Annotated in this window: 12 protein-coding genes; 2 read left to right on the plus strand and 10 right to left on the minus strand. The window is 45.7% G+C overall.

All coding sequences use genetic code 11. The annotated features are described in order from the left end of the window. Positions 1-73: 73 nt before the first annotated feature. A complete protein-coding gene (locus tag AC5JL3_RS28965; RefSeq protein ID WP_496077742.1) occupies positions 74-838 on the minus strand; it encodes a nucleotidyltransferase domain-containing protein in 765 nt (254 codons plus the stop codon). Between the two features lie 114 nt (positions 839-952). Then, positions 953-1,450 carry a hypothetical protein gene (locus AC5JL3_RS28970; protein WP_192217506.1) on the minus strand — a complete coding sequence of 166 codons (498 nt, stop codon included), beginning with the start codon at positions 1,448-1,450 and terminating at the stop codon, positions 953-955. A gap of 455 nt (positions 1,451-1,905) precedes the next feature. On the opposite strand from AC5JL3_RS28970, the gene AC5JL3_RS28975 reads away from it, so the two are divergent. Further along, entirely contained in the window at positions 1,906-3,792 is a 1,887-nt protein-coding gene (locus AC5JL3_RS28975; RefSeq protein ID WP_496077743.1) for a glycoside hydrolase family 10-like protein, read from the plus strand. A gap of 69 nt (positions 3,793-3,861) precedes the next feature. Here AC5JL3_RS28975 and AC5JL3_RS28980 read toward each other — a convergent pair whose 3' ends face one another. The 7 genes from AC5JL3_RS28980 to AC5JL3_RS29010 all read right to left on the minus strand — a co-directional run bounded on the left by AC5JL3_RS28980 (position 3,862) and on the right by AC5JL3_RS29010 (position 10,802). Beyond that, complete coding sequence (locus AC5JL3_RS28980; protein ID WP_496077744.1) at positions 3,862-4,344, minus strand: DUF8738 domain-containing protein; 483 nt, start codon at positions 4,342-4,344, stop codon at positions 3,862-3,864. 502 nt (positions 4,345-4,846) lie between these two features. After that, the gene (locus AC5JL3_RS28985; protein WP_496077745.1) at positions 4,847-5,746 is read right to left on the minus strand and encodes a heme-dependent oxidative N-demethylase family protein; all 900 of its coding nucleotides are present in this window, start codon (positions 5,744-5,746) and stop codon (positions 4,847-4,849) included. 30 nt (positions 5,747-5,776) lie between these two features. Further along, on the minus strand, positions 5,777-7,318 hold the full coding sequence (locus AC5JL3_RS28990; RefSeq protein ID WP_496077746.1) for a site-2 protease family protein: 1,542 nt from the start codon (positions 7,316-7,318) through the stop codon (positions 5,777-5,779). Between the two features lie 115 nt (positions 7,319-7,433). Further along, a complete protein-coding gene (gene murQ / locus AC5JL3_RS28995; RefSeq protein ID WP_496077747.1) occupies positions 7,434-8,351 on the minus strand; it encodes an N-acetylmuramic acid 6-phosphate etherase in 918 nt (305 codons plus the stop codon). Between the two features lie 266 nt (positions 8,352-8,617). Continuing rightward, positions 8,618-9,001, minus strand: a complete 384-nt coding sequence (locus AC5JL3_RS29000; protein WP_192218785.1) for a DUF3110 domain-containing protein — start codon at positions 8,999-9,001, stop codon at positions 8,618-8,620. Between the two features lie 136 nt (positions 9,002-9,137). After that, the gene (locus AC5JL3_RS29005; protein ID WP_496077748.1) at positions 9,138-9,935 is read right to left on the minus strand and encodes a glucosamine-6-phosphate deaminase; all 798 of its coding nucleotides are present in this window, start codon (positions 9,933-9,935) and stop codon (positions 9,138-9,140) included. Between the two features lie 153 nt (positions 9,936-10,088). Then, positions 10,089-10,802 (minus strand): M15 family metallopeptidase, encoded by a 714-nt coding sequence (locus tag AC5JL3_RS29010; RefSeq protein ID WP_496077749.1) that lies wholly within the window; start codon positions 10,800-10,802, stop codon positions 10,089-10,091. A 1,081-nt stretch (positions 10,803-11,883) separates the two neighbouring features. On the opposite strand from AC5JL3_RS29010, the gene AC5JL3_RS29015 reads away from it, so the two are divergent. After that, complete coding sequence (locus tag AC5JL3_RS29015) at positions 11,884-12,456, plus strand: hypothetical protein (protein ID WP_192218782.1); 573 nt, start codon at positions 11,884-11,886, stop codon at positions 12,454-12,456. A 129-nt stretch (positions 12,457-12,585) separates the two neighbouring features. Here the strand turns inward: AC5JL3_RS29015 and AC5JL3_RS29020 are convergent, their stop codons facing one another. Continuing rightward, the gene (locus AC5JL3_RS29020) at positions 12,586-15,462 is read right to left on the minus strand and encodes a GAF domain-containing protein (protein WP_496077750.1); all 2,877 of its coding nucleotides are present in this window, start codon (positions 15,460-15,462) and stop codon (positions 12,586-12,588) included. Positions 15,463-15,541 lie beyond the last annotated feature (79 nt).

Consider the following 15,541-nt stretch of genomic DNA (forward strand, 5'->3'; position numbering starts at 1 on the left):
TCTGTTCAGACTTCATTGACCGTTGTTGACTGTCTCTATGATCTCACACGGCTGTAGCCATCAGATCTTTAATTTACTGATTCGCCATAGAGCCAATCCGCAAACGCACGAGCAAGTCGTTTAGAGCTTCGTTTGCGGAAGGACTTTCGGGGAGGTGGCTAGCCTGATGAGCGGCTTCTAATTCACCTAACAGTCGCAGATATTCCTGCTGATGGAATTCTAGAGCGGCATCTTCCAAAACGGATTTTTCTGCTCCTGCCAGCTTTAGAGCAATCAAGTCAGAAATGTAGGGAAGTTGGAACGCTTGATTCAGTTGTACCAAATTTGCTTCTACCGTTCCGGTTTGCATCAAGTTGATCCCGGTTAACAAGACTCGGTAGACATAGAGTAGAGGTTTAACGCGATGTGGCTGTTCTTTTTCAAACAGTCGCCACTGTGTCTGAGCAAAGCCGATGTAGTGGTGAGCGTGGTGGCGTGTGATGCAGCCAATTGCGATCGCTTTTAGTTCCTCATGTTCTGGTGTCGTGTGAACAATCAGCGGCGAATATAACTGCTCTAAAACATAGCCGTTCTTTTTCAGGAGCAACGAAAAGAACTTTTTGATATCGTGAGTCACCAAGTCAATTTCCAGCCCCTCACGGACTTCTGTGACTTCAATCGTTTCCTGTTGCCGATTGAGTCCTACCACCTCTGGCACTGGCAGAATATGACTTCCTCTCAAGTCATAGTCCGAGTCAGGGGAAGGAAAGCCGTAGAGATGCGCCCCACTAACTGTACTAAATAACAGCAGGTAAGGCTGACGATGAATTGCTGTGAGCAGGCGTTGGTCAATAACCACTAGATTGATCCGCTTGTTACTTCAGCCACCTGAATATGAATCCTTGAATTGCTTAAATTATCCTTTAATTTGCGATCCCCATAGGGAGGATAATTGGGCAATCAAGAGGCAGAATTAAGCGGTAACCGCTGCCCGTTCAAGTGACTGAATATTAGGGATTTCAAATCGAATTGGGTTAGCTGCCCAGCTCCTAAAATCAGGTGCAAGTCGAATCAGCTTTTGCAGAATCTCATCATTAACACACAACACTAACGGGAAAGGAAACTGTTTGCGAAACTCATCCCGCACAAGGTTAGTCGCAATTAAAACTTGATCAATTGCAACAACTGATTCTAGCCCGAAAACCATCAACGCTGGAGGCGGCGGTTCCTCCATCGCGGTCAGAATCGTTGTAAATAGAGTGTTAACCGATGGGTGTAGCGTGAGTTCTTGGATTTGGACAGAAGAGAATTCTGGCAGCCGATTCACCACTCGCAGCCGCAACGAGGGACAGTTGCAGCATACCAAAATCAGTGAAAATTGGCCTTGGGATAGAGTAATCGCCCGTTCCAGTTTTCGGAGCGATCGCTTGTTACTGATAGCCGAATCTTCCAAATCAAACTGGTGAGTCATATGAAAATACCAGGTGGCTTTCTAAACTACTTTTTAAAGGAAAAAAAAAGTTATGTCTTCGTAAGAATGGGTGATTTTTTAATTGCAGTATTACATCTAATTGCAGTACTACGGTTGTATGACGCGATTGCATTTGTGTATGACAATGATCTGCTTACGTATGACAACACGGCGGTTATTTCAAAATCCGGATAGATGTAACAAAGCTTAATGACATTGAATAGTAATTATCAGATTGGAAAATCTTCTGTCCAACATGAACCTTGCACAGTCGCTAACCCTCTGCGGTTCAACACCATTCACCAGCCGTGTCTGGACTGACTTTTATTACGTCAAATCCCACCCAAATCTGCGATGCTATACTTCTTGCCCTGCAACCTTTGCCCAGTTTTACCAGTCATTCCTGATTAGTGCAAGGCGCTTGTGTCAATTGTTTAGTGTCTATCTCGCCATCTATGAAACGATTTCTCCAAAACTCTTTTACAGCCTGTGCAGATGGGCTGGTTTGGTTTAGCCGCGCTTTTGGGCGTAAGGCTTGGATTATTTTCCTGTTTATCTTAGGCATTACAGTTGCAGTACTCAAGCCAACCATTGCTCAGGCTCAGACGAGGTTTAATGATATCCAGGGGACGTGGGCACAGCCTTGTATTGAACAACTAACCCAACGGCAAATCCTTAGTGGTTATCCCGATGGCAGCTTTAAGCCGAATGCACCTGTGACGAGAGCAGAGTTTGCCGCCATGCTGGGAAAAGCCTTCCCCGATACTCCAGCCATACGAACCGGAGGCAAATTTGCAGATGTCTCGACTAACTACTGGGCGAGTACTGCGATTCAAAAGGCTTATCAAACCGGATTTCTGGCTGGCTATCCGGGAGGAGTTTTCAATCCAACTCAAAATATCCCTCGTGTGCAAGCGTTAGTGTCATTAGCAAGTGGGTTAAAGTATGTACCCGTCAATCCCACTGTAGACACATTAAATGGAGCATTTAGTGATGTCGCTGGGATTCCGGAGTATTCTCGAAGTGCGATCGCCGCCGCAACAGAAAAAGGGCTAGTTGTTAATTATCCTGAGGTTCGGAAACTTAACTCCAATCAGTTGGCAAGTCGAGCCGATGTTGCAGCGTTTTTGTGCCAAGCAACAGGCACGGTGGGATCGATCCCCGCCCAGTACATTGCGAAAGTAGGAACACAGCCATCTGATACGGCAAAAGCAGAGTTACGCGGTGTATGGCTTACAAATATTGACAGTAACGTATTATTTTCCAGCCAGAATGTAACCAACGCTATCCAACGGCTCAAAGAGCTAAACTTCAACACCGTTTACCCTACTGTCTGGAACTGGGGTTATACCCTCTACCCTAGCCAAGTAGCAGAACGAGTTACCGGACGGGCAGTGAGATTAGTAACGCCCTTAGACGCATCCCTTAACCCGGATTTAGGGGTACAAGGGCGAGATATGCTCAAGGAAATGGTGGAGCAGGGACATCAAAACGGGATTCGGGTCATTCCCTGGTTTGAATTTGGCTTCATGGCACCCGCCGATTCTGAATTAGCCAAGCGTCACCCAGATTGGCTCACCCAAAATAGCAAAGGTGTAAAGACGAAAAAAGAAGGGACTCACGATCGCGTCTGGCTCAACCCCTTCAAGCCAGAGGTGCAGCAGTTCATCCAGGATTTAGTAGTTGAGATTGTCAACAACTACGATATTGATGGCATCCAATTTGATGACCACTTTGGCTTGCCCTCTGATTTAGGTTACGATCCCTTCACCATTGAGTTGTATAAAAAAGAACATCAAGGCAAATCCCCCTCGACAAACCCTCAAGATGCTGAATGGGTACGCTGGCGGGCTAACAAAATTACCGATTACTTAACCAAGGTATTCCGGGCGGTAAAAGACCGTAAGCCAAACGTCATCCTCTCCGTCTCTCCCAACCCGCAGAAAGACTCCTACCAATTCTTTTTGGCAGATTGGGCAAATTGGGAACGGCGTGGCTTGGTGGAGGAACTGATTGTGCAGATTTATCGAGACAGCTTCAACACCTTTATCTCAGAGTTGGAACAACCTGAACTTAAAGCCGCCCGCAGTCATATCCCTGTGGGGATCGGTATTCTTACTGGACTTAAAAGCAAACCTATTTCCCTGTCACAAATTCAAAAGCAAGTAGATGCTGTCCGACAGCGGGGATTTGCTGGGGTATCGTTCTTTTTCTATGAAACCTTGTGGAACAATGCCTCAGAACCATTAGACCAGCGTCAGGCTGCCTTTCGCTTACTTTTTCCGATGCCAGCCGAACCTCCTGATCTTTTAGAAGCGTTGAAGTCCTCTAAGGAGGATTAGTTGTTGGTTGTTGGTTGTTGGTTGTTGGTTGTTAGAAATATCCCCTTCTGCCTTCTGCCTTAACACTAATTAACCGACTGTTGGTAAAGCCTCTTTATGCTTTTGGTTGGGTAAAGAGGTGCCGCGCTCTAGTTTGATAACCGAGCCAGAAGCGTCAGTACGATAAATCCACTGTTGTTTGTGTTTACCACTCGCAACAGCGACTTGCCAACCGGATACGGGTACTTGGGTACAGGGCGTTCCCAACTCACGCAACCCTAAGCAGTTATCTGACCAAGTTTGGGGTTGAGCTTGGACAATGCGTAGCTCAGAGGTTGGTAATCCTGACTGTTGGGAAGCATGTTGCAAGACGGTGTTACCAACAGATGTGGATAAGGGAGTGCTAGACCGAATTAGCTGTGACGTTACCCCAGTAGGAGGCGTTGGCGGTGTCTGACCAACGCTAAAGTACAAAATACCTGTAAACGCTAGGGATTGGATAATGAGACGGGGCTGAAAAAATTTTGTCTCAATCGTTTTTGTGGCAGAGCCTCTAGTATTAATATCTTCCATCGCAAGCCTCGCAAGTGAGTGCTCTTCTCTAAGATCTGAGAGCATACTAATTGATAGATAGCCACACCCCAATGCTAAGTTGCTCCAAAAAACCTAAAACTTTTTACTCTAGAGCAGCTTGATTGATCCAAAATATCAGGAGACGCTAGCTTTCAGCTATAGGATTCTCTGGAGGAACAAACCTAAGGCTTTTCCACCAGAATCCGCCTCTGAATCACAGACACATCTCCACTGCTGCACTCGAATGAGTCCGTACTGCAAACGTATAATTTTTTACAGAAGCAGCAACACTGTCACCTTGGCAGTGGATTCTGGAAGCAAGATTGATTTTCGAGAACCTGTGTCAAGGCTTCTCTACAAATTTTTTGTTCTTCGTAGCCGATATCTTAACTAAGAAAATACCGAAGTACATTAAGCACTGATAAAGTTTAGATTACGATTATTTAACGGCTTGCGATCGCACAGTGCTGCCACCAAGGCGGATAACATCTCTATTGGCGCTTTAGTTCATCGAGTGTGCCGCTGTAACTTGCTCAAGATAACCCAAAAGCGCCTCGCGAATTGGCAACAGGTTTTTGTAAATCTGCATCCCTAAGGGGATTTGTTTAACGGCTTCTGCTAGATTATGAGCGATCGCAGAATTCTCCTCAAGCATCTGTAGAGGATGCACATAGGTACGGATGGTAAAGAGGATGTCGCCACTAACTTCAAGCCGCCGTAGAGTTTGACGCTCCACTCGAATCCAGAGTTTTTCCCCCGCATTTTCGGCATTTATCGTCGTATCCAAGTCTCCCTTTTCTTGGGCTAAGAAAAGTTCTGGCGAATCCACAATACTCCAATTCAAGCGCCACGCCGGATGATTGACTTTCAGGCGGTCAAAGAAACTATCTACAGGACGCTCTAGTTTGTCATGATATCCAGGAACTGAAGCGTGGATTTGAGCAAGTGGATGCCCAAGCTTTTCCCGCAGTCGCCAGCGAGAAGGAAAACAGAGGGATGCCGCTGTCAAGATATAGCCTTCAGGACTTGGCTGCATCAGCAACAAATCTTCTTGCACCAAACGTCCCGCTAAATCAAGCGGTACTGCCTCAAAGTGAGTGATATCCCAAACTTGTCCAGTGCAGATATTTTCAATGGTTGTACCCTGCTGTCGGTAGTGTTGGGGAAAGTGTTCCACCAGGTGATTGAGGAGTAAGTCTAGTACTTCTTTCTGGCTCAATCGGCTTTCTGGAAGGCAAGCAAAAACATCCGAATATTGGTTCTTCAGCAGCTTGTCTTTGAGGGCGAGTTCTTTAGCGAGGTGTTCATCGATTTCAATCCACTCTTGAAGATTGAGCGATTTTAGCCCCATACTCAGGCGCCACTGTCCATCAGCAAAGGGAAGATAACTAGGTAGGCTCATCTATTCCTACTAATAACCAACAACTAAGAACTAACCTCCAATTCCAAACCGAATCGCGACAGCAGGTGTTAAGGGAATCAAGGTTACCACCATTAAAAACAGTGCGAGTAAACCCAACAAGGCTCTAGTATCATCAGGTTCTGTAATTTCATTGAGGCTGGGGCGCTCCAAACTACGCTGTAGGAATAGAATGACGATCGCCCAATACAAAATGAGTGGATTGGCTGGATTTGCCAGAGCGACAACTCCCAAAACAATCAACGTTGCCACTGTTGCGCGTCGAGCAGTTTTGCGTCCGTAGATTGCCTGGACAACTCGCCCTCCATCCAGTTGTCCTGCTGGCATCAAGTTTAATGCCGTTACCACTAAACCCAACCAACCAACAATGGTTAGGGGGTGAACATCAACTAGAGGTGCTTGTAGGGACGCACCTAGAAAAAGTCGCGCAATGATTCCTACCAATACTGACCCTTGGAAAAACTGAACAGGCACTTGAAAGGCACTACCATCATGAGACAGGATTAATCCACTAGTCAGTAGCAATAGCGAAACAATCCCACCCGCCGCAGGGCCAGCAATAGAAATATCAAACAAGGCTTTCCGGTTTGGCATCAAGGATGCAAAGCGAGTAATGGAACCAAACGAGCCGATTTGCCAACTAGGAATGAAGAACGGTAGACTGAGCCGCACGTCGTGCTGCTGTGCCTGCCACCAGTGTCCCAGTTCGTGAGCGGCGAGAACTGTCCAGATTCCGGCACTGATTGGCAAGGCTTCCACAAACCGCTCTGGATTACTGAAGAAGTCAAAGTGAAGTAGTAGTCCAGCAGCTTCCAAACTGGTAGCTATTGTCGCGATGAGCAAGCTCACAGCAAGAATTTTCTGGGGGGTTGTTAGAGGTTGTGGGTCGTTGCTGCTGGGGAGGACAATAACAACGGGTCTTCCTTCAGGGCTTTCCACTAAAAATAGTCGGTAGCGATCAGCTAATCGTTCCTCTAAGCTTTTTGATAAACGGGAAAATACGGCTTCTGGCTCACCTCCCCGCATATTGCCCTTGAAAATGACCCCTTCCTGATAAGGAATTGTTTCAGTCGCAAAGAAGCTATCAATGCCAAAGATTCCCTGGATGCTTTTGAGGTCTTCTTCAGGAATCGGAACAACCTCAGTGATGGCAGGATTTGTGCCATTAGAGGAGCGTGAAACATTTGCGGCTGTGGCGGCAGTTTGGTCTTGTAGGGGTTGTCCCTCGCGTGCCTCTTGTTTTTCACTCAATAGCTTTGCTGCACGTTCTCGGAGAACGGCATCCTGACCCGCATCACGCAACTGCTTGCCCAAGATGATATACAGTCCGGCTGAAGCGACTAATAAAAACAGAATGCCAACGATATTGAGGTAAATTCCAGCGGAAAATAAGCCAAAAAACAACAGCCAAGGAACTGTCAAGACGACCGACTGCAACCAGGCTAAAATCCCTAGTTTTCCGTAAGACCTTGCTCGGTTGAAGCCCCAACCCAGAACACCGAGTGCTACCAGGATGATTAAAAGAGTTGCAGTAGTCTCTGATCCATTAAACATTTTTAGCTTTTTGTCGTTAGTTATCTGTTATCGAAAAAGGAGTGGAAGAGGTGAAAGATTTGACGAGCGATTCTAATCCTTTATTTTTAATTTAAAACTTTAGACGGATGAGTGTTTAACTCGTTTTACAGCTTTGGACAGCAGCTCTGAGATTGCCTTGATGTTCGGCAAGAAGGCGATCGCTTTCTTTTGCGTCGAGTCCTGTCCAATGCATCAGTAGGGCGAGTTTCACCCGACGTCCACTGCTTTCTAATAAGTAACCTGCCTCTTCCCGGCTCAGGTTAGTGAGGTCTTGCAGGATTCGCAAGGCTCGGTCGTGCAGTTTTTTGTTTGTAACGGCAACATCGACCATGCGATTGCCGTAGACCTTGCCGACGCGCACCATAACCCCTGTAGAGAGGATATTTAATGCCATCTTGGTTACTGTACCCGCTTTCAAGCGTGTAGAGCCAGCTAGCACTTCCGGTCCGACTAGTAGCCGAATATCCAAATCGGCTTCAATACTGACTTGATCGGTAGGAACACACGCGATCAAAATCGTTTTGGCTCCCCGTTGCCGTGCCGATTGAATTGCACCGTGGACAAAGGGGGTAGTACCTCCAGCCGTGATGCCGACAACAACATCAAGTTCTGTAATCTGGCGATGGGCGATCGCTTCGGCTCCATCTTCGGCTCGGTCTTCCAAATCCTCGGAACTACGCACTAAAGCTCCAGCACCGCCAGCAATAATGCCCTGTACCAATTCGGGTGGTGAACAAAAGGTGGGAGGACACTCAGCCGCATCCAGTACCCCTAATCGTCCACTCGTCCCTGCACCAACATAGAAGAGGTGTCCCCCCCGACCAAAAGCTTCAGCCGTGAGGTCAATCGCTTCGGCTAGCTGGAGTTTTGCCTGGGCGATCGCACTGAGGGTTTTAGCATCCTCGCGATTAAACAGCTCCACCAACTCCAGCGATGTTAACTGGTCTAGGTTCTGACTGTTGGGGTTAATCTGTTCCGTTAACAGATGACCCCGCTCTTCCAAATTCTTCATAGCTGCCCTTTTTTGAATTCTCGATTTTGGGACGCAAGGGTTAGAGGGTTCCTCCGACCTTCAGTAGTACCCAATAGGATTGTTACTTATAGCAATTGTCTCAACTACTAAGGCAGTGTGACGGAAATAACTATCCAGTTGAAAAAGGTTAAAAAGCTTACCTTACAAGCAATATTCATAAAAGCCTTCTTGCACTAGCTACAGCGATTGGAGAGCTATCCAAAATCGACATTCTCAAATCCTTGCATTGGCTTAAGAGCGGACGTTTACAACAATCCCTCCAACTGACGGCGAATTCGGTCTAAATCAGACAGTTCTGGTTCCTGGGTTTCATCAGTTTCATCAGCATCAGCTTGCCAATCCAATTTTTCGACATTAGTCTCTGGCGGCATTGCCAGCATTCCTTCTTCAATCAGTTCTGCGTCATAATCCGCACCGAGGCAAAACTCCTCAATTTCCGCAGCCTCCATTTCTTCCACCGTCGGTTCAGGGAAATCCTGCGCTTCCAGCATCACCCCAAAGCGGGTGGCATCGTCTTGGGACTCGAACATTAGCACCGTGTTGCGATCGCCAATCCGAATCGTGTGAATGCCCTCGTTTTCTGTCCCGGCATTGAATAAGAGAACAAATACTCGTTTTGGTGCAACCATAAACTGTTATTACTTTCTGTAGTGTCCGCTTGAAGAAGCCATCTTTTCCTAGAATATCTGACCACAGCCCGTGTGCATGGGTGAAGTCTGGGTTAATCCGCTCAAACTAGCCAACACGCTGCCTCGAAAAGCAAATCTAAAGTAAACTTGCCGAATCTGCATCTAGAAATAAGGTTGCCTGAGCTTGTGTGCGGAGTACGGAAGCCGGACAATCCGTAGAAAGTGCCCCCAATAACATCGTTTTTACCGCTAAGGCTTTGTGTCTTGCAGGTGCGAGGCAGAGGATTTTTTTCGCGGCACAAATCATCGGGATAGTCAGCGTGAAGGCATATTGTGGCACGGCTTCAAGGCTTGGGAAGTGACCTCCATCCACCTGTGCAAGCCGCGTTCCCTTGTCTAATTTCACGAGTTTCACACGCTCTGGGTCATTGAAATCAGCAACAGATGGCTCATTAAACGCTAAATGTCCATTTTTTCCTAAACCGAGACAACAAAGGTCAATCGGTTGAGCCAGGAGAAGCTGGGTATAGCGATCGCATTCTGCCAACGGTTCTAAGGTGTCGCCTTCAAGGTAGTGGAACTTGTCGGGCTTAACTCGATATTCCACTCGCTCACGCAGATAGCGGCGAAAACTAGCCGGATGGTCGGCATCAATTCCCAGATATTCGTCAAGATGGAACAGAGTAATTCGTGACCAATCTACACCCCCTAGAGCAATTAGAGCATCAAGAAACTGAATTTGTGAGTTACCAGTTGCCAAGACGACAGAAGCAGTTTGTTGCTCACTTAGGATGTCCTGCAAATACTTTCGTACAAAAAGTGCTGCATCTTGTGCCAACTCGCTAGAGGAGTGACATAGGCGTACCGATAGGACATCAGCCTGAAAGGTTTCTTTTGCTGCACCAGGTTGAATCGTGTTCGCTTTCAAAGACATAAAGAAGTTGGGACTTTTTCCCAAAAAATTGTCATGGGCGCAAACCCACGACCACCAATGTAAATAACATTTACAACTTTAAGTATGGGGCAACCAATTCCCAATTCCCAATTCCCAATTCCCAATTCCCAATTCCCAATTCCCAACCAATCCCTAATCCCATACCCCAAAAACAACACGACCATAACGGGCTGTAAAGGTGCTATTTGCCTGTTCTTGATTACATAGCCATGCCCACATCTGGTCACCCAGACAGAAATGCCACCATTCGCCAGGATGACGTTGAAATCCAGCCGAATACATTACATCCCGTAGTAGCTGACGGTGTTTATGATACGGCTGTTCTGGCTGATTGACGTAGTAATCAGGATGAGAGCGAGGGGAGAGTTCATCAATCGCTGAACCCATGTCGATTAGCTTACCCGTGGCATCTACCAGAGTAATATCTACAGCCGCACCCGTACTGTGAGGTGGTGGAGTCATCGGGTTAGGACTCGGTACTGCCCAAATTTGATAAACCTCCTGCCAAATTGCCTCGCATTGCGCCTCAGATAGCGTCGCTGGGTTTAATTTCTGTGCCTGAACAACCTCACTGAAGGTATGGTCTACCATAAATTGTTGAACGGCTACAGGTCGATAGGCATCAAAAATCTGGATACGCCAACCTCGATACTGCTGTTGGAGTTGGGATTGAGCGGTAATTAAGGCACTAAGGACGCTTTGGCGAAGGTAGTAGGGCGAAGCCTCTGCATAAGGTGCGCCTAATTTTTCATAGGGGTGAGGTAACTCTACCGCAAATTGTTCGAGAGGAATGGGTACAAGCGGTTCTCCACACTCCAGGATAGGAATCGTCTGGTAGGGTTTCATCGATTCGTCTTTCCGCTTTGTTTTCTTGGGTAATTGTCTTTTGAACACTCCAGCAACAGACCTCTTGCCAGTAAGCTGATAAGTGTGTGCTAGCTAGACTTACAGGTTGAGTGTGCTAATGCTTGTGCCAGAAGGAGAGTACCCAATCGTTTTTTGAGACTTTCAGTTACTCTAACTGTGTTAAGTATTCCTGCATACGTCGCCGTAGTCTGAATTCCTTTACGAGTCGCTGAGGCAAACTACTGGAAATTGCCTAAAAGTTGAAATCTCTCGCTGAGACTTTGATGAGGTTGCATGAATTTATAGGTAATATTACATACATTCTCAACCTGAAGTTAGATTATACAGAACATACCTGGCTAGTTACGGCAGTGAGCGAACCAGCACAATACAAAAAATTCTTCTGCAAGTCTGTTGAAGCTGCCAACAATGGAAGTAATAATAAATGGTTTACCACAGGGGACATCATGAGGGAGCATCCGCCAAGCGCAACCGACCCACACGCTTTAGAAAACAGGATTAAGAGATTCAAGGAACCTTGGTACTTCGGGGTCTACCGACCTACACAAGCTAGACTCCCGTGTATACAGGGCACAACGAATCTGATGAAAGTTTCTATCCTCTCACCTCCACCTCTTGCCTCTCTGCCTTTTTGCAGACTAGGCATCATGAGCGAGTACTCGCAAGGAAGGAATGAAAGTTTGCCTCCCTTGTATCTCCTGCTTCCCCTGCTATTTTCAGAGGAGAGGAATTAAGAAATTCTATCTTTTACCATTGGAAGTTTGAGAGGTTGGTGGGGTATGCTTATTTCTTCATCTCAAGGTGAGAATTGAAGGTCGGTTTTAAAGTCTGAGCTTTAAGGGACGGATTTTTCAATCGCTTTAGTCAACCTTCCTGTATCGGACATAGGTATATATGTAAACGGAGAGTGATTGTGTCTTAAGCTTCCAGTAACTCAAACACGCTCTAAGATGATGTATTGTTTTATTTTGCATTCTACGTGACTATCCCCAGTAACGAGATTTTGGCAAAATTGTCTAAAGTCCTTGCATACAATAGCGTTTCATAAACCGTTAAATTTATGGCAAAGATTAATCAACCTTTGCGCTTGCGAATTAATCAATCTCGTTCCTATATTGCTATTTCTGATGAGGAAATGGAGGTTGGGTTTTGCACACCAGAATTTGCTGCCAGAATCATTGAAATTTTTAATGACTACGAAAAACTTAACGAAGAGAATGAGACCCTAACTAAAGCCTTTCAAATGGCTTGCTTGGACTTAATCAAACAGTCGGGCGGCAATATTAATCAGTTAAACCGACGGATGAACAAATATCTGGAAAAAGCGAAGCGTCCTGAACACGGAACGAGGGCGATCGCTTATTTACTTCGTGAGAGACAACGCGCACTCAACATTAGTAACCGGGACTTTGTTCGCTTCTGCTATTCCTATAAATTGTCTCCTAAAGAACTGGAAAATATCTTTAAGGGCAAAGACATCAGTGATAATCAGATCAAGGTCTTATCACGGATTCTAGGAAAATCAGTTGAAGAATTAACTGAGGTAAGAGATGGCTTCACAAACAGTGAGATGAATATGCTCGCCCGAATCCTTGGTACATCAAATGAGGAGTTAGCTAACCTGTTTAAATGAGTAAGCAGCTCCTAAAAGAAGCTTAAACGTTCATCTCTTTACAAGCTTAGGAAGTCCTCCCAACCTAGGAGGCATTTCTATTCAGTTACACCCAAATAAGGTTGCTTTTTTAACTATTATTTGAGTTCATCAAAATAATCCTGGAATTATAACGCCCACTTGATTGTTAAATATCTCCATGTCCCTTTGATCTTTTTCCTCAAAACTCGTCTTGAAGTAGTCAGGAACGTTGGGCCAATCAGCCGAATCATATTCGCCGAAGTCACCCTGTTTGCGTTTATTGACGAGTTGAGTCACAGCCAGTAATTCACCATCGGAACCCAAAACTGGCATACACAATAAGCTACAAGTACGATAATGGGTCTTCTCGTCCGTTTTTCGAGCGACCTCAGAGTCGGGATGATTATAGAGGTCAAAGGGAATATTCACGGGGTGACCTGTTTGAGCGACCATGCCAACAAAGCCTTCTCCCATTGGCACTCGTGTTTCTATCCAGGAACCATCGGCTTGGAGAATGGTTGTCCACAATTCATTACTTTGATAATCTACAAGCCAAAGCGTGCTACGGTCAGCATTGGTAAGTTTTTTCGCTGCCTGCATCACTTTTTGGATTAATTCTTCTGGATTGCCGCTACTTTGGCTAACAAAGCTGATCGCTTGATAAAGCGGATCGATCGCTTTACGTTGCTCTTGAATGGTGAGAATTTGCCGATGGAACGATTGGAAGGCTTGCAGAATTGGCAGAATTGATTCAGTCCGTTGCCTCAACTTATCAGCATCTGCTGGAGTAAAGCCTTTTGAGTCAATTCGTTCCGTTGGCACTGCCTCAGGTTCGCTAGAAGAATTTAATTTGTTGAATGTCCGGATAATGCCGATTAGGTTTCCTCGTTGATTGACAACAGGAAATAATAAGACGTTATGAAGGCTGTGTAGGTTGGCTGGGTTGAGGCCGATGTGGATTAAGACATCGTTAAACTTGTTCGGTTGACTGCTAGCTTTGATGGATTTAGAGGCAACAATTTTACTGGCTATGCCTTGACTCGCTGAAATCCGAATTTCTGTTGCGCTACTTCCTTCTTCTTCAGTAACCAATGACCAAAAACCAGTTTCATCGGCATCTAGCAAGAAAGTCGTGGCGTGTTCTGCTTCCAGTAATTTACTGATGGATAGATTAATGAAGCTCAACAGATAGTAAAGCGCATTATAGAGAGCTTCATCACTCTGGTTAGCGACAGAATTACTGAGTACAGCCAGAGCGTTATAAATCGCTTCTTTTGGTTCAATTTGCGCTAGCTGCTTTAAGGTTTCATGCGTTTTAACGAACTGAAGGACGACTCCAACTCGCTCGTTAAAGACCTGCATAGACTGCCGATCATTTTTGTCGAAGCTAGCCTTGAAATAATCAGGTACATTCGGCCACTCATCTTTGTTGTACTCGGGGTGATCGCCAGGTTTTCGTTTGTTAACAAGTTGGGTGACACCGAGCAATTCACCATCAGGACTCACAACTGGCATACATAGGAGGCTACAAGTGCGATACCGTGTTTGTTCATCAATTTTTTTAGCGTTACCAGCATTAGGGTTTTCATATAAGTCAAATGGGATAATCATCGGTTCACAGCTTTGAGCGACTTGACCGACAAAACCAACCCCTAATGCACATCGGAGTTCTCCTTTCCCAGGAAGTTCTGTCCACAAGTCACCTTGGTCATGATCAACTAACCACAACGTGCTACGGTCGGCGTTCATCAACTTCTTGGCGGTATTCATCACCCGCTGAAGGATGGCTTTGGTATCCAAATTAATTTGGTCAAGCGATCGCGTTGCTTCGGCAAGTGCCGCTGCCGCTCGAAGTTTTTTGGTTGCTTTATAACAGGACTGACAGCTTTCTAAAATTCGTCGAATTGGAATAACACATTTCGCCAGTCGCTCCAAGTCTAATTTTGTAAAGCCTTGTTGCGTAACTGTAGGATGATTGTCATCCTGTGAATCTCTTGAGGGCTGCAACTTGTTTAGTAACTGGACAACGGCAACTACTTCTCTGTTTTCATCTAGAATCGGCAATGCCAAAATATTTTCGGTACGGTAGTTGTATTTCTTGTCATACTCTTGGACTAAGGCAGATCGGGGGTCTTGATAGACCTGGTTAGGAATATGAATAACTTTCTTTGTCCGGGCAACCTGACCTGCAATTCCTTCGCCGACTCGCACCTGAATATCTAAGAATTCACCCTCTTCATTTTCAGCAACGAGTGACCAAAGATCTGTCTTTTCGTCGTTGAGTAAAAAGATTGTTGCCCGGTCTGCACCGAGCAATTTACCAACTTTTGCGGTAACATCCCGCAATACCTCATAAAGAGCCTGCGCTGAGCCTTGTTCCTCAGATTCGTTGTCAGCTTTGGATAAAATCTCGACTTGAGAGACTAAAAGCTTTCTTTCTAACTCAGCAAGTGCTTTGAGAAATTCAGACTCCGTGGGTTCAAGCTCAGATTGTAGACCCTTTAAAGCGTTCTCAACCCACGTTTCATTAAATACACATTCATAAATCCGATTATGAACTCTTAAGATACCAGCCCGCTTCACAACTAAACCCGACAGCATCAGTTCTTTTTGTTCTGAACTGTCATTAGTGGGTAGGCTCTCGTTTCGTAAGATTTGCTTGTATAGCTGCAATAGTTTAGCACTACGTGGCTTGCGCCTGAGGATGCGATCGCGCAGCGTCCGCAAATGCTCTGCCTCCGGAAGCGTCTCCCAGTTTTCAATGAAATGCGATCGCACTAAGTTTTCGACCCACTCCGCTTCCTCACCAACAGGAGGTAACTCTTCTGACTCGACAAGTAGTTTACACAGTTGCTGGGTAAGGAAGGGTTGTCCTCCCGTCCACTGCAACACCACTGTTAATAATCTTTTGTAATTTTGAGATTTAGCTTTCAATCCCTGAGCGATTAGGATACCGCTGTTGAGATTTTCGCGATGCTGTGAGTGTTCAGTTAGATTGGAGATCATAGTGCAACCTGGGATAAAAGCACTGGAGTTTAATTTAGCAGTTGTATTTGCCAAGCTCAGATCGTAAACATCAAGTTAG

This window comes from Symplocastrum torsivum, assembly GCF_059505465.1.

Coding starts and splice junctions, on each gene's coding strand:
- AC5JL3_RS28970 (WP_192217506.1), bottom strand. CDS start 1,450: ATGACTCACCAGTTTGATTTGGAAGATTCGGCTATCAGTAACAAGCGA.
- AC5JL3_RS28975 (WP_496077743.1), top strand. CDS start 1,906: ATGAAACGATTTCTCCAAAACTCTTTTACAGCCTGTGCAGATGGGCTG.
- AC5JL3_RS28980 (WP_496077744.1), bottom strand. CDS start 4,344: ATGGAAGATATTAATACTAGAGGCTCTGCCACAAAAACGATTGAGACA.
- AC5JL3_RS28985 (WP_496077745.1), bottom strand. CDS start 5,746: ATGAGCCTACCTAGTTATCTTCCCTTTGCTGATGGACAGTGGCGCCTG.
- AC5JL3_RS28990 (WP_496077746.1), bottom strand. CDS start 7,318: ATGTTTAATGGATCAGAGACTACTGCAACTCTTTTAATCATCCTGGTA.
- murQ (WP_496077747.1), bottom strand. CDS start 8,351: ATGAAGAATTTGGAAGAGCGGGGTCATCTGTTAACGGAACAGATTAAC.
- AC5JL3_RS29000 (WP_192218785.1), bottom strand. CDS start 9,001: ATGGTTGCACCAAAACGAGTATTTGTTCTCTTATTCAATGCCGGGACA.
- AC5JL3_RS29005 (WP_496077748.1), bottom strand. CDS start 9,935: ATGTCTTTGAAAGCGAACACGATTCAACCTGGTGCAGCAAAAGAAACC.
- AC5JL3_RS29010 (WP_496077749.1), bottom strand. CDS start 10,802: ATGAAACCCTACCAGACGATTCCTATCCTGGAGTGTGGAGAACCGCTT.
- AC5JL3_RS29015 (WP_192218782.1), top strand. CDS start 11,884: ATGGCAAAGATTAATCAACCTTTGCGCTTGCGAATTAATCAATCTCGT.
- AC5JL3_RS29020 (WP_496077750.1), bottom strand. CDS start 15,462: ATGATCTCCAATCTAACTGAACACTCACAGCATCGCGAAAATCTCAAC.